Raw genomic sequence first — 19,110 nt, 5'->3', positions numbered from 1 at the left:
AGAATGATCGCCATCCTCTCCCGCTCGATCCCGGCGGCGCTCATTCTCTCGCTCGGCAGCGGAGCACATGCCTTCGAAGGCGGTACCAGTGCCTATCTCAAGGGCTACCGTGACTTCATGGCAGGATATCTGCCCCAAGATTCCGGCCTCTACGTTCGCGAAGACATCTACTTCTACGGTGGTCGGACGGATCGAACGCTCCTCAGTGGACGTCTTCAGCTTCAGCTGGACACGCAGGTCACGGCCAATATCCTGAGGCCGACATTTGTCACGCCTTGGACGCTCTTCGGAGCCAATGTCGGGGTGGCGCTGTCCTGGGCGCAGCCGAACATCGCCCTCAAGGGGCAGCTTCAGACGCCGCTCGGACTGGTCGGCGACTCGGGCGAACGCTTCGGCGTCGGAGATGTCGCCCTGACTCCCCTCGTGCTCGGATGGCACGCGGGCAACTGGCATACGAATGCCGCTCTCGTGGTGTACCTGCCGATTGGTGACTACAACGTGGCGCGCACCATCAACGCCGGAAACAACTATTGGGGTGTCTCGCCACAGGTCGGCGTGACCTACTTCGATCCTCGGACAGGATGGGACCTGTCCGTTGCCACCGTCTACGTGACCAGTTGGGAAAATCCTGCGACCCGCTACGAGTCGGGTGATGCCTTGCACGTCGACTTCGCTGTCGGCAAGCAGGTCTCGCCAAACCTGAAACTCGGTATCGTGGGATACGGCCTATGGCAGGTGTCCGACGATAGCGGATCGGGAGCAAGGCTGGGTCCGAACCGGGCGCGCGTCTACGGGCTCGGACCAGCCCTCACCTACAGCTTCAAGGTCGGCGACACCCCCGTGTCGATCCTGGGCAAATACTACCGTGAGTTCGGCGAGCGGAACACCTTCGTCGGGGACGCTGGCACGATCAGTGTCAGCGTCAGGTTCTAGAGCGCTACCCCGACCGCGTGGCGAGCGACAGCGCGCTCTCTCTTTGAAGTCGCTGCATTTTCATGGATGAGCCGGGATCCGCCTCGTCGGAAGATGCTCTGGTGCCTCATGCTGGTTGCCGCCCGAGGTCATCTGGAAAGATCCCGATTGGCAGCCCGATAGAAGGGGTGGATGATGCAGGATTCCGAGTTCAAGCGGTCTGAGCCCGGCCTCGATAGGGGGCGGCGGACTTTCGTCGGGCTCGCTGGATCGGCAGCGATCGGCCTTTGGGGCTTGTGTCGGTTCGGCGAGGTCGCGCGAGCGGCCGATGCTTCGAACGGGCCGGTCGATCCATTGCTCGCCACGGTAGAGCGCACCAGCGACCACCGCGAGCCCGCGATCCGGCGTCCGGCGCAGGACGAGGAGATGCGGCGAAAGCTGGCCCGGCTCCAGCAGCGGACGGGCCGCAAGCCGAACATCGTCATCGTGCTGATGGATGATGTCGGCTGGGGCGATTTCGGCGTCTATGGCGGCGGCGCCGCCGTCGGTGCGCTGACGCCCACCATCGATCGGCTCGCGCAGGACGGTCTGCGGCTGACCTCCGCCTATTCTCAGCCCTCCTGCACCCCGACGCGCGCCTCCCTGCTCACCGGTCGCCTTCCCATGCGGAGCGGCCTGCTTCGCCCCTTCCTGCCCGGCGAGAACGAGAAGACGGAGGGGCTCGGAGGCGAGATCACCCTCGCCGCCCTGCTGGGACAGGCGGGCTACGCCACGCAGGCAATCGGAAAATGGCACCTCGGCAGCAGCACGGGAGCTCAGCCGCAGAATGTCGGATTCGACAACTACTACGGCATCCTGACGTCATCGGACGACTACACCGCATGGCGGGAACCATGGCGCAATCCCGAGATCGCGACCGACCCGGCGCGCACGGAGTGGGCGTCCAAGGGCGAAATCATGGCGATCGTGGAGGGCCGGTCCGGCAGCCCGGGGAAGCCCGTCTACCCGATCGATCTGCACACCGTCCGGTTCGTCGACGAGAAGCTGACGGAGCGGGCGGTCGGATTCGTGGAGTCCCGGAAGCCGGAGGATCCGCCCTTCTTCCTCTATCTCGCCACGCGCGGTGCCCATTTCGACAACTACGCGCATCCCGATTTCAGTGGCCGCTCGCCGGCGCGTTATCCTTACAAGGATGTCATCCAGGAGATCGATGCCAGGGTCGGCCAAGTGGTCGAGGCCCTGCGGCGCACGGGGCAGCTCGACAATACCCTCGTCGTGGTCACATCCGACAACGGCCCCATGGCGGAAACATTCCCGGACACCGGCCACACGCCGTTCCGCAGCGCGAAGGGAACGGCCTACGAGGGTGGCGTCCGCACGCCCTTGATCGCCCATTGGCCCGGAATGATCGCGCCGGGGCGCGTCTCCGACGGCCTCTTCGACCTCATGGACCTGTTCGTGACCTGCCTGACCCTGGCGGGCGCAGGCGAGCGCGTCCCGAGCGACCGCTACATCGACGGGATTGATCAGGCGGGCTTCCTGCTCGCCGATGCGGGGCAGAGTGCCCGGCGCGTGCAGCACTACTGGCGCAACCAGAGCTTCATGGGCGTGCGCGTCGGTGAGTACAAGCTGATGGTGCGGCACCAGGAGGTAACGAGTCCCGACACCTTTCCCTACGAGAGCCCATTCCAATCCAGCGTCGCTCCGGCCGGATCAGGAGAGAGGATCTACAACCTCTACGTCGATCCACGAGAACAGCACGCGATGCTCCCCCTGAAACAGATCCATTACCCCACGCTCGCCGCCGCTGCCGCTCAACATCTTGCCACCTTCGAAAAGTATCCTCCCAAGATACCGATGCGGTGAACTCGCTGGTATATTGTCCGGCTCCGCATCGTCGCGCATGGTGATGGGGAACTCTGCTTTTCCATGCGATCGAGCAGTGATCGGTTCTGCGACTCTCAGCCAAGTGGCACCACCACAATCGAAGCGGCCGGGCATCACGCCCGCTACCGCTTCCCGCTTGCAGCAGCCTCCGCAAGGCCACGCCGGTCGGACTTGACCTGAGTCGAGACCGCTTGCGGGGAGATCCACCGTGTCGTTCCGAAGCCGCGCAGCGGAGCCCGGAATGATACCGCCGCGCCTTCGAACGGACGCGTTCGACGGTGTGGCGGTATTACAGATAACTCGTCAGCGTCAGCTTCGACAGCATCGAGGTCGCCTGGTAGCTCGCCTGCAGCTGCGTCTGCAGGGTCAGGAGCTTGGCCGCCGCTTCCTCGGTCGAGACCGACTCGACGCCGTCAAGCGTCTTCTGCAGCACGGCCTTGGTGGCTTTGTTCTGGCTCGTCTGGGTGTCGATCTGGGCCGAGGCGAGGCTCAGCTCCGAGGCGATGCCCTGCACCGAGGGCTGGCCGTCGCCGGGCTTGAGCAGGGTCTGCACCCGGCCCGAATAGGCCTCGAAGCGGGTGCCGTCGGTGTCGGTGTCGTCGAACGGCGTGGTGGCGAGGACCGCGAGGCCGCTCAGCGTCCCACGGAACGCCGATTCGTTGGCCTGGACGCCGATCGCCACCGTCCGGTTGCCGGAGACCGGCACGGTCGCGGTCTGGCGCGGATCGGCGGAGGTGTCGTCGCCCTTGTACCAGATCAGGGTGCGGCCGCTCGGATCGGCGACGTAGCCGGTGGTGGTGCCGGCCGCATCCGTGGCGACCCGGCGCGGGCTCAGGCCGGGAGAGGACGAGCCGGCGAAGAAGTCGCTCGCCGCCCGCGTGGCGGAGCTCGCCGCGAGGTCGGTCTTGGCGGTCGCGTCGAGCGCGGTCGCGAGCGCCGCCCGCAGGTTGGCGGCCGTGTCGGCCGGGCTCGCGCCGATGGCGAAGGTGCCGGCGGTCGTGTTGTCCGCGGCGGCCTTCAGGCTCAGGGTCTTGCTGGTGCCGTCGCGAAGCCCCACCGTGATCTGCACGCTGTCGCCGGCCTGGAGCCCCGCTCCGACCGTCACGGTCGCGGAGGCCGGGGTGCCGCCGGAGAGCGCCGCGCTCGCGCCCGGCGGGTTCGCGCTCTGGATTCCGATGACGGTCTTGCCCGCGAGCGCCGTGGTGAGGTTCTGCGCGCTCGCCGCCCCGTCGGCCCCGATCGTGAAGGTGTCGTCCCCGCCGCTGCCCGCAATCCGGGCGGTGAGGTCGACGAAGCCCTGGCTGCCGTCCGGGTTCTGGACCGTGACCCGGACGATGTCGCCGTCCCTCGGTTGGGTGGCGAAGGATAGGGTGGCGGTGGCGGGCGCCCCGGGCTGGAGCGCGACCGAGAGGCCGGCCGGGTTCGAGCTGACGGCACTCGCGAGGGTGAAGCCGAAATTCGCCCGCACGCCGGGGGACTGGCTCTCGGACAGGCTCACGCTGGCGCCCGCGCCCGAGAGATCGAGCCGCCCGGTCTTCGGCGTACCGGTACCGAGATCGGCGGACTGGCGCTCGGTGATGAGCGTGCGCACGCCGTCGAGGCCGGAAGCGGGATCGCCGTCGAGAATCCGGGCGGCGCTCTCCACCGGCGCCCGGTCGGTGACCCGGCCACCCAGGATGTACTGGCCGCCGGTGCTCTGGTTGAGGGCGTCGAGGGCGCCGCCGAGCTGGCCCGCCGCGTCCTGCTGCAGGGTCGAGCGGGCGGTGGTGCCGGTGCCCGTGCGCGCGCTGACGAGGCTGTTCCAGGCCGAGGAACCCAGGGTCGCGATCTGCTGCACGCTGGCTGAGGCCAGAGCCACCCGGGTCGAGCCAGTGCCGGCGGCGGCGATGTAGCCGTCGAGGGCGCTGATCTGGGCATGCGCCGACAGGCTCTGGGTGCGCCCGCTGCCGAGGCCGCCATAGGTCTCGGCGGTCCGGCCGCTGCCGATCTGGTTCGAGAGCGTGCCGAGCGACGTCTTCATGGCGACGAGGCGCTGGGTGTTGAGGTCGGCGGCGGCGGTGCCGGCCGCGAAAGGAGCGATCGTCATCGCGGGCGGTCCCCTTAGATCCTGAGCAGGGTGTCGAGCATGTCGCGGGCGGCCGTCAGCACCCGGGCATTGGCGCTGTAGGCGGTCTGGAGCTGGATCAGCCGGGACATCTCCTCGTCCACGCTGACGCCGGATTCCTTGCCGAAGCGGCTCTGGGCCGAGGACAGGGCGATCTGCTGACCCTCGTCGAGCCCCTGCGCCTCGGCGCTGGCCGCGCCCCGCGCGTCGATGACCGACTGGGCGAAGCCGACCACCGTGGCGGAGCGCGGGGCGCTGACGCCGCCGATGCCGCACGCCGCCGAGAAGGTCAGGGTGCGGTTGGTCAGCGCGTCCACGAGGACTTGCGGCCGGGCGGTGTCGCCAGAACTCGTCGTCCCGGCGTAATCCACCAGGGTGGACGAATCGGCGGCGACCGCCGGGTTGACGGCGAGGCGCTGGGCGAAGCCGGTCAGGTGCGACCCGCCCTCGAACGAGCCGGTGAACACGCCGTTGCCGGTCCCGGCATCGACGAACAGCGCGAGCTGGCCGCTGCCGGTCTTGGTGTCGGTGGCGCTCGTCGGCACGGTGACGGAGGCGCTGGCGCCCGTCAGCGCGAGGCCGGCCGGATCCGACAGAATGCGCACCGAGCCGGCGGCGCCACCGGGCGTGCCCGTGACCGTGAAGCCGGTGCCGAGCACGGCGCCGATCCCGGCCGCGAGGGTCGAGGTCCCGCCGGAAATGTCGACCGGCACGACCAGGGCGGTCGGGTCGTCAGTAAGGCCCGGGTCGATGGGGTCGGGCGCGGCGCCGTTCGTCGGCATCAGGATCAGGTTGCGCCCCATGCCCGCGGCGTTACGCACGCCGAGCGTCACGGCGTTGCCGGCCTGGAGCCCGGTGAGGTCGATGTCGAAGCCGGTGAGCCCGCCCGCGGCGGCTGCCTGGCCGGTCGCCGGGCGGTCGCTCAAGGACCGCGACAGGCCGGACGCGAGGTCGTCGAGCTGGCGCTGGGCCTGGACCAGGGTGTCGTCGCGCAGGGAGACCGCGGCGGCGATCGAGCCGGAGCGGATCGCCCCTGTGGCGACGAGGTCGATCTTGGCGCCGGCCGGCGTCGTCGCGGTCACGGTGCCGACGCCGCGGCGGCTCGGATCGGCCGAATACTGCGCCTCGGCGCTCAGGGTGCCGCGGCCGTCGAAGGCGAGGCTCGCTGCGGCGCCGTGGTCGACCAGCGTCGCGCCCGAGGCGGTGAGCAGGGTGACCGAGCCGTCGGCCTGGTCGCTCACCTGCACGTCGAGATATTGCGACAGGGTGTTGATCGCCTGGTCGCGCTGGTCGAGGAGATCGGCGGTGCCGGGTTCGCTCTTCGAGGCGCCAGCGATCTTGCCGTTGAGCGCGGCGACCTGCGACAGCAGCGTGCTCGCCGACGAGACGTCGCTGCCGAGCTGCGCTTCGAGGCCGGTGCGCAGGTCCTGCACGCCTTGCGCGATGCCGGAGATCGAGGTGGCGACCGTCCGGGCCGCGCTCACCGCGCTCGCCCGCGAGGCGGCGGAGGTCGGGTCGCTCGTCAGCGCCTGGAGCGATTGCGTGAAGCTGTTCATCACCCCGTCGAGGGCGGCGCTGCTCCCCGGGGTGCCGTAGAGGGCGTCGAGCTGGCCCTGCACCTTGGCGGAGAGCCCGGTATAGGCCGCCCCGGCGGTCTCGAGCCGCAACTGCTTGAGCGAGACCGCGTCGAGGGTCCGGCTGATCGTCCCCGTCGCGACGCCGGAATTGCCGAGCGTCGAGATGGGGTTGAGGACGCGCTTGACGTAACCGGCAGTGCCGGAATTGGCGACGTTCTGCGACACGAGGCCGATCGCCGCCTGCGTCACCTGCAGTCCGGCGGTCGAGGTGTTGAGGGCGTTGAGGGACATCGGTCGGATCCGGGTAGGGAGGTGAGAACCGGGGCCGTGCCGCCGCACCCCTTTTTGGGGCTGGCTTGCGCGTGCCGGCATCTCGCGGGCGGGCCGGAACCGGTCGGGCCGCCTTTTGCAGCCGGCCGGGTCCGGGGCGGCGGAACCCGAGGGTTCGCCGCGATGCGGACCCGCATCGGCACGCCGACGCGTCGTCCGCCTGGATTGCTGTCGTGTCGCAGCCTTTTGCCGCGAAACCGACGATCTCACTTCACGGATCCTGCCTTTTGCAGTATCCACGGAAGTGACTAACGGTCCGTTGCAGTTCCAGCGTCAGGACCGGTAAAACGAGGCAAGGCCATAAGGCCGTGCTGTAGGGCCTTGCTCTAACGGATGACGTTGATGAGATCGGACATCATCTGCTGGGCGGTCGACATCACCCGGGTGTTGGCCGAGTAGGCCTGCTGGGTGACGATGAGCTTGGAGAACTCGCCGGCCGTATCGGTGTTCGATTGCTCGACATTGCCGCCGACGATGGTGGTGCCGGACAGCCCGGTCAGCGGCTCGCCGGATTCCGCTGTCTGGGCGTAATTGCCACCCGAGACCGCCTTGAGGGCGTTGGGCGCGTTGAACCGCGCGACGCCGACCTGGGCCAGAGCCACGCTGTTGCCGTTGGAATAGGTGCCGGTGAGCTTGCCGTCGCTTGTCACCGACAGAGAGTTGAGCGTGCCGGCGGAGTAGCCGTTCTGCTGCAGCGTGTTGGTGGTCACCTGGCCGGACGCGGAGCCGTACTGGGTCAGGCCGCCGGTGCCGAAGTTCAGCGCCACCGCTCCGAGATTCGTCCCGTTCACCGTCAGGTTGGGGATGCTGAGGCTGGTGCCGGTCGGGGCGGTGAGCTGGCCGCTGCCGTTGAAGGTGAAGGCGGTACCAGCGTTCTGCCAGGTGCCCGAGGCGGTTCCGGTGGCGGTCTGGTTGGCGTAGTACAGGTTCCAGGTATCGCTGGTGCCGGCCGTCGCGTCGGCATTCGCGACCTTGGCCCAGCGCAGCTGCACGCTCACCGGGGTGCCGGTGCCCGAATAGGCCGTGAGCTCGCCGCCCGCGACGCTGGAATTGACGAAGGTGGCCGAGTCCGAGGCCACCACCGTTGGGGGCGTCGTCGCGGTGCCGGTGAGCACCCGGGGATCGCCGCCCGGGAGCGTGCCGAGGAGCGCCGAGCCCGAGGCGGTGGTCGGGTTGCTCGGCAGGTTCGCCGCGTAGGAGATGCCCGTCGTCGGCTTGGCCGGCAGGGTCGCGTCGGAGACCTTGATCGGCCCGGTGCCGGTCGATTGTCCGGTCGCCGGGTCGAGGCTCTGGCCGGTGAGGTAGGCGCCGGCGCCGTTGACGAGGTAGCCGTCCCGATCGACAGAGAAGTCGCCGCGGCGGGTATAGAGGTTGGTGCCCGAGAAGACCGGCGTGCCGCCGCCATTGCTCCCGGCGGTCTGCACCGTGAAGAAGCCGTCGCCGCTGAGCGCCATGTTGGTGGGGACGCCGGTCGACGCGACGCTGCCCTGCAGGCTGTTGGTCAGCTGCGAGAACGCCGCGACCGAGCCGGCGGTCTGCTGCTTGGCCGGCTGCTCGGCCAGCATGTCGACGAAGTCGGTGTCGATCCGCTTGTAGCCGACGGTCTGCGAGTTCGCGATATTGCCCGAGATGTTCTCGAGGCTGAAGGCCTGGGCCTTGAGACCCGAGACCGAGGTCTGCAACGCGCTGAAAACATCCATCTTCCCAGGGCTCCACATCCCGTCAGGATCACTCGGGGGATGATCCGCAAGCCGTGTGCCACGGCCAAGCCCTTGATTTTGCTTGGTGCTCGGAGGCCTGAGCGGCAAAACCCGCCGGGTGCGGCCGGGCCCCTGCGGCAAAAACTGCCGCGGGATGCGAGGGGCCATGTTTACGCGCTGTTGAACCTCTTGGCCTTAGCTGCCCTTCTGGACCGCGGTGGGACCAGGGACATGCGCACGAGCAAGCGAAGCAGCCTCATTCACCTGATCTACTTCTCGCGCGCCCAGCTCTCCGCCGAGCCGCGGGAGCGCGCCCGCCAGGTCGCAGACATCGCCCGGCATGCGCAGAAGAAGAACGAGTTCTCGGTCATCACCAGCCTGCTGATCGTCGATCAGGGCTACTTCATCCAGATCCTCGAAGGGGAGCGGATGTCGGTGCAGGAGACGTTCCAGCGGATCAGCGGTGACATCCGCCACCGCGACGTGCACATCGTCGAGTGGCGCGAGATCGCCAAGCGCGAGTTCGTCACGTCGTTCGCGTATGTCCTGCGCACCCCGGCCAACGACGCCCTGTTCCAGAAGGCCAACCTGGCGCCGATGCTCCAGCGCGGCACCCCGAAGGCGAGCACGATCCACGCGCTCGCCCAGGCCCTTCAGGCCGACACCATGGCCAAGCAGGGCATCGACCATCTGTTCGTCTGAGCGGCTCGCGTTGGCAGGTCAACGCGTCGGCTGCCCAGGCTTTCCGTTTCGTCGCAGGCCCTCAGCGCGACCCGGCTACCGTCGTTGCGAAGCCTGCCTGGGATCCGCCGGGAGACCCCGGTGATCCGTCATGAAACCTAACCCCGCTGGCTGGTTCCGATGAGCGAAGCACCCCCGATCCTGATCGTCGACGACCAGGTCAAACTCGTCCGCTTGGTGACCGAGTTGATGAACCGCCTCGGCTTCCCGGAGGTCGAAGGCGTGACCGACGGGCCGCAGGCGCTCGAGCAGTTGCGCATCAAGCGCTACGGCCTGGTGATCTCCGATCTCGAGATGGAGCCGATGGACGGGATCCAGCTCCTGCGCGAGATCCGGGCCGACGACCAGCTGATGAACATGCCGTTCATCCTGACCGAGACGTCGTTCAGCTTCGAGGACATCAACGTGGCGCACCTCGCCGGGGCCGACGCCTTCATCCTCAAGCCGTTCGACCTGTCGCTCCTGAAGACGAAGCTGAAGCAGGTGCTCAACGGCCGGCCGCGCAAGCGCGAGACGCCAGTGGGCCCGATCTCGAGCCTCAACGTCGATTTCCCGCTGCTCGGCAAGCTCTGAAGACCGGCGCCGCCCCCGGCTCCGTGCGGGCCTTTCGGGGCAGGCGCCGGCTGGCCCTCACGCCCGCCGCTTCTGGTAGTCCTTGACGTCGGTGAAGCGGATCGCGGGCGCCCGCTCCTCCTCGTAGCGGAGCGAGAAGCCCGTCGTCGCCATGAAGACCGGCGCGCCGTCGAGGTCGCTCGCCATCGACGAGCCGTGCGAGCCGATGAACTTGTCGAGCTCGACCTGGTCCTCCGACTCGATCCAGCGACAGATGGTGAAGCGGGTCGGCTCGTAGTCGATCGGCAGGCCGTACTCGGCCTGGAGCCGCTCCTTCAGCACGTCGAGCTGCAGCGCGCCGACGACGCCGACGATCGCGCCCGAGCCGTCCTGCGGCAGGAAGAGCTGCACCACCCCCTCCTCGGCCATCTGCTGCAAGGCCTCGCGCAGCTTCTTGGCCTTCATCGCGTCGGTGAGCTTGATCCGGCGCAGGATCTCGGGCGCGAAGCTCGGCACGCCGCGGAAGACCAGCTCCTCGCCCTCGGTCAGCGTGTCGCCGATGCGCAGCGTGCCGTGGTTGGGGATGCCGACCACGTCGCCCGCAAAGGCCTCGTCCGCGATGGCGCGGTCCTGGGCGAAGAAGAATTGCGGTGCCGAGAGCGAGATCAGCTTGCCGGTGCGCACCAGCCGCGCCTTCATGCCGCGGCTGAGCTTGCCCGAGCAGACCCGCATGAAGGCGATGCGGTCCCGGTGGTTCGGGTCCATGTTCGCCTGGATCTTGAACACGAAGCCGGTCATCTTCGGCTCGGTCGGTGCGACCGCCCGGGTGTCGGCATCCTGGCCCCGCGGCGGCGGCGCCACCTCGGCGAGCCCGTCGATCAGGTCGCGCACGCCGAAATTGCGCAGCGCGCTGCCGAAGAACACCGGGGTCAGGTGGCCCTCGCGGAAGGCCGCGAGATCGAACGGCTTGCAGCCGCCCTCCGCCAGTTCCGCCTCCTCGCGCCAGGTCGCGGCGTCGCCGGCCTCGGGCAGGAGGGTGTCGAAGAGCGGGTCGTCGAGGCCGGAGACCGGCACCGTGCCGGCATCGTCCGCCGCATCGAGCCGGCGCACCCGGCGGCGCAGGAGGTCGTAGGTGCCGGCGAAGCTCCGGCCGCGCCCGATCGGCCAGGTGACCGGCGCGACGTCGAGGGCGAGCGTCTTCTCGATCTCGTCGAGGAGATCGAAGGGGTCGCGGGACTCGCGGTCGAGCTTGTTGACGAAGGTGACGATCGGGATGTCGCGCAGACGGCAGACCTCGAACAGCTTGCGGGTGCGCGCCTCGATACCCTTGGCCGCGTCGATCACCATCACGGCGGAATCGACCGCGGTCAGCGTCCGGTAGGTGTCCTCCGAGAAGTCCTCGTGGCCCGGCGTGTCGAGCAGGTTGAAGACGCAGTCGCCGTACTCGAAGGTCATCACCGAGGTGACGACCGAGATGCCGCGCTCCTTCTCGATGCCCATCCAGTCCGAGCGGGTCGAGACACGGTTGCGCTTGGCCTTGACCTCGCCGGCGAGCTGGATCGCGCCGCCGAACAGCAGCAGCTTCTCGGTCAGCGTGGTCTTGCCGGCGTCCGGGTGCGAGATGATCGCGAAGGTGCGGCGCCGGGCGACCGGATCGGCGGGGGCGCGCGGGGCGTCTGTCTGCATCAGCATGGGAGTGTGTTCAGGCCCGGGCCCGGAATCTGTCCCGGGTCCGCGAGGGCCCCGGTCGTCGGTGAGGGAGGATGATCCCCATATGGGGAGGCGTGGGCGCCGCGTCAGCGCCCACGCCGCCTCTCTACCCCAACCCGGCGCCGGAGGGCCAGAGCCCCGGGGCTTCCCGAAAGCCCCCTGCCCTTCTCAGCCGCGGCCGATGAACGGCATCTTGGTCGCCATGACGGTCATGAACTGCACGTTGGCGTCGAGCGGCAGGCTCGCCATGTAGACCACCGCGTCGGCGACGTGCTTGGCGTCCATGGTCGGTTCGGGCCGGGTCGAGCCGTCGGGCTGGGGCACGCCCTGCTGCATGCGCACGGTCATGTCGGTGGCGGCGTTGCCGATATCGACCTGGCCGCAGGCGATGTCGTGGGCGCGCCCGTCGAGCGAGGTCGAGCGGGTCAGCCCGGTGATGGCGTGCTTGGTGGCGGTGTAGGGCGCCGAGAACGGCCGCGGCACGTGAGCCGAGATCGAGCCGTTGTTGATGATGCGTCCGCCGCGCGGCTGCTGCTTCTTCATCAGCCGGAACGCGCCCTGGGTACACAGGAAGGCGCCGGTGAGGTTGGTGTCGACCACCGCCTTCCAGGTCGCGACCGGCAGTTCGTCGAGCTCCACCGGCGGCGCGCCGATGCCGGCATTGTTGAAGAGGACGTCGAGGCGGCCGAACGTCTCCTCGAGGCGGCGGAACAGTTCGGCCACCGAGGCCTCGTCACCGATATCGGTCGGCTGCGCGAGCGCCCGCCGGCCCTTGGCCTCGATCTCGGCCGCCACCGCCTGCAGCGGCTCAGGGCGCCGCCCCGACAGCACCACGTCGTACCCGGCCTCCGCGAGCCCGAGCGCCACCGCGCGGCCCACCCCCGAACCAGCCCCGGTCACCAGCGCGACCTTCTGCGTGCTCATCGGCCCTCTCCTCCCCCTGTCGCTGATGGTTGCGGCTCTCGAAGCCGTTCGCGGCTCCCGGCATACACGAGCCCGAAAGCCCCTCCAACCACCGCCCGCGCCCCGAACCGCAACGCCCCGGTTGCCAGCACCGCCCCACCCGGCTATGGAAGCGCCAGCCGCGCGTTGGGGCGTCGCCAAGCGGTAAGGCAGCGGTTTTTGGTACCGCCATTCCCAGGTTCGAATCCTGGCGCCCCAGCCATTTCACGTGATTTCTATAAGAATCAAGCACTTAGGCCAGATTGCCGGCTTTCAGGAGGCGGCGAGTCGTAACAGTCAGTCGCGTGCCACGGCCGGAGTGCAATGACTGCCCCGCCTACGTGCGTTGCGGTGGTGGCTGAGCCTGGGAAGTGGCAGTTGACCAAGAAGCTGAGCATGCCGCGGATAGCGCTGCCCGCGTGGGCGGGCGCGGCGGTGAGGGGGCTGATCGTCAAACTGTGGTTGGTGAATCGCCGTCGAGCTCGATCAGCAAAGGTTGGCGAGCTGCATCAGCTTCGAAGATCGGCGCCGTTTATCAGTCCACGGTGAGAAGCATGCCGCAAGCTGTAAAGATGCTGATCTCCGGTGGTCAGAGTGCACGCGTGCGCCGACAGATTCGACCCACTGAGAAGCTCACCGGCTGGCACTTCGCAACGCAGCTACGTTCCTCCTGAGCCGCTCAGGGACGCTCCCGGCGCATCTTGGGCACGCTCCAGATGCAGACCGAGAAGGCTGGAGCTTGGGATCGCAAGCAGCCATGCCTTGAACGATCAGGAGCATGCCATGCCGCTGACCATCTCCATGTTCTCCGACGTTATCTGCCCGTGATTTTACGTCGGCAAGCGACGGTTCGAGCGTGCCTTCGACCAGCTCTGCCTGCGCGAGAGCACCGCGATCGAGTGGCTGCCGTTCGAGTTGAACCCCGACATTCCGGCCGCCGACACGGGACGCGCACTATATCGCGCCCGCAAGTTCGGGGCGGAGCGCAGCGCGCAGCTCGACACGCAAATGGCTGAGATCGATCGGCACGAGGGCATCGATTTCGCGTTCGAGAGGATGACGCGCACGCCGAGCACGCGGCGGGCCCACATGCTGATCGCGGCGGCGTCGCAGCATAGACGGGCCGACCCGGTCGTAGACGCCTTGTTCCATGCCTACTTCGAGGAGGGTTGGGATGTCGGCGATCCCGAGGTTCTGCGCCGGATCAAGCTCTGAGCCGGGCTCGGCCGCGATGTCGTCGATAATGCGCTCTGCAACGAACAGCTGAGACAGCTCGTCAATGCGGTGGAGCAGCAGGCCACCGACATGCGGGTCGCGGGTGTGCCATTCTTCATCGTCGACCGCCGGTGGGCGATCTCAGGAGCACAGTCGACCGAGCGGTGGGTAGGGGGCGCTTCAGAAAAGACACGATGGCTGACGGACGTCGCCGATGATACTCGCCGCGCGCGGAGTTGCTCCATGACGTCGATGACGCCCGCCCACCTGCGCTGACCTCACGCGCCTACATGATCCTGATCGGCACGAGCTCGTAGAGCCTCGTAAAGCTGCGTCGGTCCAAGCAAGATCTCCCTTAGCCCTTGGCAAAATTTCTTTGAGTCCACCCAGATGGCTCTGTGACCGCTTCTGAGGGGCTGCAGGCGAATCGCCGACGACCTCGGCGCTTCCCGGGAATGTCCGAGAGCCTTCGATTATCGGGGGCTCTACAAGCTTACCGAGTGATCTTACGGCGCTGTGACTCTCAGAGCTTTGACCGGCATAGACTTTGGGGCGCGCTTCACAGGACGAACAGCGAGCCACCGATGCCACCGATGCCACCGGCAACAAATAGAAAGCGCGCATCCATTGTAACTCGCCTGTCTCAAGCAAATTTTACTACTTGCTTCAAATAGTATATGTTCAATTGTCAGGATCGTTCTTATCTTCATCTTCATGCAACACCCGCCCACTTCGGTCTGCCAATAGGCTGCTGTCCGACGTGACGTCACACGGAATCGCGGTAAATATAGCACCATTCATATCGTGCAACTCGTAAAGCCCAAATATCTTCTTCATCTCCTCTTTTCCAAGGGTGTGCGAAATGTCAGATCCCTGCGCAATGAAACCTGTAAAGGCCTCCTCTCCCCGAACCAGATTGAAAGTAATCTCGATAGCGTCTCCGACTATTCCTTCGATCTCGCCCTTGTAGGGCAGTCGCCACTGCCGCCTACCAGAAGCATCTTCTACGAACGCGCGAACAATTTCACGTGCCGGCGCCCTATCATCTTGGGCAGGGATGCGGCCATCACCACGACCATCGCGCACATCCGTGCTGGCGTCCTCTGCGCCACCCTTGGTAGCCGGATGGTGGATATTTTCGGGAAAAGGCTGATGGTAAACTTCAACAATTTCTACGTAATCGGCATCACGATGCGATGAATTGATTAAATAATTATAACTTCCTGGACGCGCAGCCGAAGGAACTTTCAGTATGGCGGTTCTGCAAGATTTAATCCATTCGTCACCGATAGGCTGACACAACTCCCAACCAGGAACGCCATCTTGGCTCCACCCCTCACTGAGCGCTTTCTCATCTACAACTTCGATCTTAGCCCCCGCCGGAACGCTTATCTTCAGCAGCTTGTAATCATCAGGCATAAGGAATATGGACCCAACCTGCTTAAGTATCTCACATAAAGCCGTGTGAGGCTCATCCGCACAATAGAGAACAGCCCGAGGCCTTGTGTGCCAACGGCCAGAGGCGATCAAGCCGCCTCGGCCGCTAACATCTTGATAACTGGACAATCTCCAGACAAAAAAGGTCTGACTGCTAGACTGGGATGCCATAGGAGATCCGCATTAAGGCCTCTTCGACCATTCTGGCACCCGACTCTCTATGCAAGATGTCAAATGGAGACTTGTTGCCCAAAGTCCTATTGTTCAGCCGAAGCCATACGAACGCCTTCTCTTTCCTGCCAAATATCTTCTCGGCAAGACTAACTATATGCGCAAGTCTTGCGGCTCGATCGGTTTGATCAGGATCAAGATCTTCTAAGGCGTTGACAGCTCTCAAGAGCCGATCCCTAGGCCCAATTATTGTTTCAATTTCTTGAGGCCAAACCCCCTGATTCTCGAAATCAGGTATGACTCGAGCAGGTAGGCTGAAATCAATATCTCCAGTGCTGGCCTTGCGTTGGGCTATAGTATCAACCTCGTCGAAAACACTCAACTGACTAGCATCCCCTGTTTCAAAATCGGACATATTAGGCGAAGATGTCATCGGATACTCCATCCAAGTCCCATCGACAAAGCCACTTACGACGTTCATGCTAGCTCCTAACGCTCGTTCATAAAGGTTAACGACTAGTTAACGCTTAATTGGACCAAACCGCAATAGGGTGCGACATGATGTCAAATTGCGGATCAGAGACGATCATGGAAGGCCGGCGAAACGAAATCTGACTTAGCGTCATTTATTTGAACTCCGAATTAGAGTCGTCCGCGCTCACTTAGCTGAGGCGTCAGCAGACCATGCTGCTAAGTTATACGAGGCGTTGAAAATTCCTGATATGTCCGCTGTTAAATACGTTATAATCACACATATGGCATGATTACTTGTAATAAATACAAATGATTTTGTAATATGACTCATTGTGATGAATAAATATAAACTTTATAGATGCAAGTTAGTTTTCAAAATTGTGAGATTGGCAATGTTATAAGCATCTCATGATACCATTTACGCGATTTTCCAGAGTTCGTCGACCTAGATCCGGCAATCGTATGTAACAGACAGAACATTAGTGGACCACCGAATGGGGTAAAAATTGCAGAAACCATTTTCGAACAACCAACTGCGATGTGGCTTCATGCGATGCTCGAACCTGACCGAACACCCCGGCGGAGAGCCATTTTGTTGTTTTCTCATAAAAACCAAGAATTTAAGCCAGATCATCGAGCTTCTGGAAGCGCCGAGTCGTAACGGTCAGGCGTGTGCCACGGCCGGAGCATGACGGTCTCTTTGCCCTCCCGTCACGGCATCGTTCCCCATGTGTTCGATCCTGCTCCAGAGCGCGATGCGAAACGGCTACTGCGCGCCGCTCTCGAGCCTTTCAGGACAGACGATAAAGACGCCGGGCCGCGGGTGCTCGCCGCTCTCCTCGCTCTGGAAGCCGTCACCATGACGGCGATGAACGACTGACCCATACCGGCAACTCGGCACCCGAGCAGCTCACAGGATTTTCCTGTCGCTGCGGTGACAACCTGAGCGGGGCTCGCTACCCGCACTAGATGAAGAAGCTCGCATACCTCAGTCTCTTGCCAGCGCTGCTGACAGGCGCGGCGAACGCCCAGCCGGCGCCGATCTTCGCCATCCCGGTCACCGGGCAGCTCACGAACGGCATCGCCGCGGCCGGGCAGGCTACAGGCTACAGGCACGGCTTGGGCGAGTTCTGGGTGGCCTTCCCGGGCTCGATTCGATGCACCGGCACGTGGTCGGTGCGCGACCCCAACCCCACGATCGTGATGCCGGTGACGTGCGGTGCCCGGGTGCGGGGTGAGGCGATCGTGACGCGGCAGCCCGGCTTCATGACCGGATCGGCGATCGTGGCGCTCAGCAACGGCCAGCGCGGGCAGTTCGTGTTCGGGGACCTCACCTACGAGCAAGCCTTCGGGCAAGGCCGGGTGCGGACGCGGTAAAATCGGTCAGTAGTGACTGAACACCGGCAGCGCGGGCGGCCCACGTCGGCAACAAGCAAATTTACGGGGCTCCGGGGCGGGCCCCGCGAGCGAGCGTCGTCCGGGGACCGGAACGGCTCCCCAATCGCTATCGGCACGATCTGGACGGCGAGCACGGAGACCTCGTCATGCTTGCGCTTCGTGGCGAACCTCTCTCACAGTGAGACGGTGGGCTTAGCTCTTGCCCGCTGGCGCAGGGAGGCAGAGCGCTGATGAAGCTGTCGACGACGCGCAACCGCCTACTTCAGGCGCTACCTCAGGGCGAACTGGAACGCCTTCTTGCCGATTGCGAGCGCGTGGACGTTCACAAGGGCGAGGTTCTCATCTCAATCGGCGAGCCTCTGGAATTCGCCTACTTCCCCGAAGGCGGCCTGTCGTCGGATCTCGTGGTCACGGGTGAGGGCCGCAGGATCGAGGTGGGCTGCTTCGGCTTCGAGAGCATGATCAGCGTCGCCACCGTTCTCGGCTCGGATCGCTCCCCACATGAGGTCCAGGTTGAAGTCGGCGGTCCTTGGCTGCGGATCAGGGTTGAGGCCCTACGCCACGCGATCGAGCGCAGCCCGGCCTTGCACGCCTTGTTGTTGCGATACGCTTACGTGGCCATGATGACCCTGGGCCAGACGGCCATGGCGAACGCCGCGTTCTCGGTCGAGGAGCGTCTGGCACGCTGGATCCTGATGGCTCATGACCGGCTGGAAGGGGACGAGGTGCCGCTCACCCACGACTTCTTGTCCATCATGCTGGCGGCTCAGCGAGCCGGCGTGACGCTCGCGATGCAGGCGCTCGAAGGGCTTGGTGCCATTCGCGCCAAGCGCGCCCGGATCATTATCCGGGATCGTGGGATACTCTATGACCTTGCCGGCAAGAGCTATGGCCCCGCTGAAGCCGAGTATGAGCGCCTGATCGGCCCCTTCAGGGACAAGCCGCCTCCGCACTACGCATGACGAGACCAGCTACTGCCGGGCGGTCCCCGCGAGCGAGCGTCGGCCGGGAGCCGGTCCCCGGTCGCGATCGGCATGACCTGGACGGCGAGGACCGGCCGCGGCGCCCGGGCAGGCATGGGCCACGAACTGCGGGACGTGGTCGGGAGCGAGTTCCCGATCGACGCCTTCCAGATCTCGCTGATCGTTATGATCGGCGTGCCGACGATCGTAACGATCGGGATGGGGAGCGGCGTCATCGGCATCTTAGTAGGCCGACTACGGAACCTCGTGGCACGAGCCGGCGCGTCCAGGGACTCGCTGACGGGCGCCGCGGCTTCCGGGGTAGTCTGGGGCAGCTCAACCGCGATCGGCCGCTTACGGGCCTCCTGGACGGCGCGGCGGGCTTCCTGGTGCAGCTCCTTCGCCAGCTCCCGCACGCCGTTCGTCATCGTCATCACCGGGCCGTCGAACGACAGCCGGAACGAAGAGTGCATCGGGGCACTCGCGAACAGGCGCCGGATACCGGGCAGGGCGAGCCACGTCCGCTTGGTGCAGTAGGAGGCCCACCCGCAGTCCAGGTCGTGCGAGAACCTGATCTGGTGCTTCCGGGCCTCCCCGTTCCACGATCCCATGGCACGCCGGAGCGCCTTCCGGACCTTCGCCAGTAGGCGGCGCTTCGATCCGTCGATCCCGAGAATGCCGTGAAGGTGGAGCCGGTAGGTGCCCTTGGCGCTGCTCCACTCCTCCTCCAGGACCGCGATGAACTCGACGCCGCCGATCTTGCTCAGGGCGTCCGCGATGCGCTTCCGGAGCCACGGGAGCGGGTTGCCGCTGGCGTAAGCCTTGGCGCTGATCTCGGCCGAGCACCACGCCGTGAAGCCGACGACCGGGCCGAGCGCTTCCAGGGCCTCGAAGGCGAAGTGCCCCTGCACCTCGTCCGTCGCGTAACGCCAAGGAGCCGGTGTGATCGGCCCCCACGAGGTGGTCCAAGTTCAAAGTTAGTGCAGTGTCGGCGTTTG

15 protein-coding genes, 1 tRNA gene and 1 pseudogene are annotated in these 19,110 nt (G+C 65.6%); 9 read left to right on the top strand and 8 right to left on the bottom strand.

Going from position 1 to position 19,110, the window contains the following annotated elements; all coding sequences use genetic code 11:
- Positions 1 to 3: 3 nt before the first annotated feature.
- The gene (locus MFF64_RS11510) at positions 4 to 933 is read left to right on the top strand and encodes a SphA family protein (protein ID WP_238190838.1); all 930 of its coding nucleotides are present in this window, start codon (positions 4 to 6) and stop codon (positions 931 to 933) included.
- A 171-nt stretch (positions 934 to 1,104) separates the two neighbouring features.
- Positions 1,105 to 2,778, top strand: coding sequence for a sulfatase-like hydrolase/transferase (locus tag MFF64_RS11505; protein ID WP_238190836.1), 1,674 nt, complete (start codon positions 1,105 to 1,107; stop codon positions 2,776 to 2,778).
- A 310-nt stretch (positions 2,779 to 3,088) separates the two neighbouring features.
- Here MFF64_RS11505 and MFF64_RS11500 read toward each other — a convergent pair whose 3' ends face one another.
- The 3 genes from MFF64_RS11500 to MFF64_RS11490 form a co-directional block, all read right to left on the bottom strand.
- A complete protein-coding gene (locus MFF64_RS11500; protein ID WP_099903881.1) occupies positions 3,089 to 4,885 on the bottom strand; it encodes a flagellin in 1,797 nt (598 codons plus the stop codon).
- 14 nt (positions 4,886 to 4,899) lie between these two features.
- Complete coding sequence (gene flgK / locus MFF64_RS11495; protein ID WP_238190834.1) at positions 4,900 to 6,771, bottom strand: flagellar hook-associated protein FlgK; 1,872 nt, start codon at positions 6,769 to 6,771, stop codon at positions 4,900 to 4,902.
- Between the two features lie 365 nt (positions 6,772 to 7,136).
- The gene (locus tag MFF64_RS11490; protein WP_238190832.1) at positions 7,137 to 8,510 is read right to left on the bottom strand and encodes a flagellar hook protein FlgE; all 1,374 of its coding nucleotides are present in this window, start codon (positions 8,508 to 8,510) and stop codon (positions 7,137 to 7,139) included.
- A gap of 231 nt (positions 8,511 to 8,741) precedes the next feature.
- Between MFF64_RS11490 and MFF64_RS11485 the strand changes: the two genes are divergently transcribed.
- Positions 8,742 to 9,212 carry a BLUF domain-containing protein gene (locus MFF64_RS11485; RefSeq protein ID WP_099904556.1) on the top strand — a complete coding sequence of 157 codons (471 nt, stop codon included), beginning with the start codon at positions 8,742 to 8,744 and terminating at the stop codon, positions 9,210 to 9,212.
- Positions 9,213 to 9,371: 159 nt separating this feature from the next.
- Positions 9,372 to 9,824, top strand: a complete 453-nt coding sequence (locus MFF64_RS11480; RefSeq protein WP_099904554.1) for a response regulator — start codon at positions 9,372 to 9,374, stop codon at positions 9,822 to 9,824.
- A 57-nt stretch (positions 9,825 to 9,881) separates the two neighbouring features.
- Here the strand turns inward: MFF64_RS11480 and MFF64_RS11475 are convergent, their stop codons facing one another.
- Together MFF64_RS11475 and MFF64_RS11470 are read right to left on the bottom strand one after the other, a co-directional pair.
- Entirely contained in the window at positions 9,882 to 11,495 is a 1,614-nt protein-coding gene (locus MFF64_RS11475; RefSeq protein WP_099904552.1) for a peptide chain release factor 3, read from the bottom strand.
- 186 nt (positions 11,496 to 11,681) lie between these two features.
- A complete protein-coding gene (locus MFF64_RS11470; RefSeq protein ID WP_099904550.1) occupies positions 11,682 to 12,437 on the bottom strand; it encodes an SDR family oxidoreductase in 756 nt (251 codons plus the stop codon).
- Between the two features lie 166 nt (positions 12,438 to 12,603).
- Between MFF64_RS11470 and MFF64_RS11465 the strand changes: the two genes are divergently transcribed.
- Together MFF64_RS11465 and MFF64_RS11460 are read left to right on the top strand one after the other, a co-directional pair.
- Positions 12,604 to 12,678, top strand: a tRNA-Gln gene (locus MFF64_RS11465).
- A 620-nt stretch (positions 12,679 to 13,298) separates the two neighbouring features.
- A pseudogene (locus tag MFF64_RS11460) lies at positions 13,299 to 13,946 on the top strand (DsbA family oxidoreductase); the annotation flags it as partial.
- 405 nt (positions 13,947 to 14,351) lie between these two features.
- Here MFF64_RS11460 and MFF64_RS11455 read toward each other — a convergent pair.
- Both MFF64_RS11455 and MFF64_RS11450 read right to left on the bottom strand, forming a co-directional pair.
- Positions 14,352 to 15,278: an RES family NAD+ phosphorylase gene (locus MFF64_RS11455; RefSeq protein WP_238190829.1), complete on the bottom strand. Its 927-nt coding sequence runs from the start codon at positions 15,276 to 15,278 to the stop codon at positions 14,352 to 14,354.
- Positions 15,262 to 15,759: an antitoxin Xre/MbcA/ParS toxin-binding domain-containing protein gene (locus tag MFF64_RS11450; RefSeq protein WP_238190827.1), complete on the bottom strand. Its 498-nt coding sequence runs from the start codon at positions 15,757 to 15,759 to the stop codon at positions 15,262 to 15,264. The genes MFF64_RS11455 and MFF64_RS11450 overlap by 17 nt, the downstream gene beginning before the upstream one ends.
- Before the next feature lie 681 nt (positions 15,760 to 16,440).
- Here MFF64_RS11450 and MFF64_RS11445 point away from each other — a divergent pair.
- The 3 genes from MFF64_RS11445 (at position 16,441) to MFF64_RS11435 (ending at position 18,112) form a co-directional block, all read left to right on the top strand.
- Positions 16,441 to 16,632 carry a hypothetical protein gene (locus MFF64_RS11445; protein WP_133123249.1) on the top strand — a complete coding sequence of 64 codons (192 nt, stop codon included), beginning with the start codon at positions 16,441 to 16,443 and terminating at the stop codon, positions 16,630 to 16,632.
- Between the two features lie 89 nt (positions 16,633 to 16,721).
- Entirely contained in the window at positions 16,722 to 17,129 is a 408-nt protein-coding gene (locus tag MFF64_RS11440) for a hypothetical protein (RefSeq protein WP_099900948.1), read from the top strand.
- 251 nt (positions 17,130 to 17,380) lie between these two features.
- Complete coding sequence (locus tag MFF64_RS11435; protein WP_238190825.1) at positions 17,381 to 18,112, top strand: Crp/Fnr family transcriptional regulator; 732 nt, start codon at positions 17,381 to 17,383, stop codon at positions 18,110 to 18,112.
- Here MFF64_RS11435 and MFF64_RS11430 read toward each other — a convergent pair.
- Complete coding sequence (locus MFF64_RS11430; protein ID WP_238190822.1) at positions 18,103 to 19,023, bottom strand: hypothetical protein; 921 nt, start codon at positions 19,021 to 19,023, stop codon at positions 18,103 to 18,105. The genes MFF64_RS11435 and MFF64_RS11430 overlap by 10 nt on opposite strands.
- Between the last annotated feature and the right edge of the window lie 87 nt (positions 19,024 to 19,110).

It is taken from the genome of Methylobacterium frigidaeris (assembly GCF_022179185.1).
GTDB lineage: Bacteria > Pseudomonadota > Alphaproteobacteria > Rhizobiales > Beijerinckiaceae > Methylobacterium > Methylobacterium frigidaeris.
The sequence above is the reverse complement of the archived record's forward strand: the minus strand, read 5'-3'. Positions and strand labels throughout refer to the sequence as shown.

What these genes read in the sequence shown, in the direction of transcription:
- MFF64_RS11510 (WP_238190838.1), top strand. Translation starts at nt 4, where the DNA reads ATGATCGCCATCCTCTCCCGCTCGATCCCGGCGGCGCTCATTCTCTCG.
- MFF64_RS11505 (WP_238190836.1), top strand. Translation starts at nt 1,105, where the DNA reads ATGATGCAGGATTCCGAGTTCAAGCGGTCTGAGCCCGGCCTCGATAGG.
- MFF64_RS11500 (WP_099903881.1), bottom strand. Translation starts at nt 4,885, where the DNA reads ATGACGATCGCTCCTTTCGCGGCCGGCACCGCCGCCGCCGACCTCAAC.
- flgK (WP_238190834.1), bottom strand. Translation starts at nt 6,771, where the DNA reads ATGTCCCTCAACGCCCTCAACACCTCGACCGCCGGACTGCAGGTGACG.
- MFF64_RS11490 (WP_238190832.1), bottom strand. Translation starts at nt 8,510, where the DNA reads ATGGATGTTTTCAGCGCGTTGCAGACCTCGGTCTCGGGTCTCAAGGCC.
- MFF64_RS11485 (WP_099904556.1), top strand. Translation starts at nt 8,742, where the DNA reads ATGCGCACGAGCAAGCGAAGCAGCCTCATTCACCTGATCTACTTCTCG.
- MFF64_RS11480 (WP_099904554.1), top strand. Translation starts at nt 9,372, where the DNA reads ATGAGCGAAGCACCCCCGATCCTGATCGTCGACGACCAGGTCAAACTC.
- MFF64_RS11475 (WP_099904552.1), bottom strand. Translation starts at nt 11,495, where the DNA reads ATGCTGATGCAGACAGACGCCCCGCGCGCCCCCGCCGATCCGGTCGCC.
- MFF64_RS11470 (WP_099904550.1), bottom strand. Translation starts at nt 12,437, where the DNA reads ATGAGCACGCAGAAGGTCGCGCTGGTGACCGGGGCTGGTTCGGGGGTG.
- MFF64_RS11455 (WP_238190829.1), bottom strand. Translation starts at nt 15,278, where the DNA reads ATGGCATCCCAGTCTAGCAGTCAGACCTTTTTTGTCTGGAGATTGTCC.
- MFF64_RS11450 (WP_238190827.1), bottom strand. Translation starts at nt 15,759, where the DNA reads ATGAACGTCGTAAGTGGCTTTGTCGATGGGACTTGGATGGAGTATCCG.
- MFF64_RS11445 (WP_133123249.1), top strand. Translation starts at nt 16,441, where the DNA reads ATGACGGTCTCTTTGCCCTCCCGTCACGGCATCGTTCCCCATGTGTTC.
- MFF64_RS11440 (WP_099900948.1), top strand. Translation starts at nt 16,722, where the DNA reads ATGAAGAAGCTCGCATACCTCAGTCTCTTGCCAGCGCTGCTGACAGGC.
- MFF64_RS11435 (WP_238190825.1), top strand. Translation starts at nt 17,381, where the DNA reads ATGAAGCTGTCGACGACGCGCAACCGCCTACTTCAGGCGCTACCTCAG.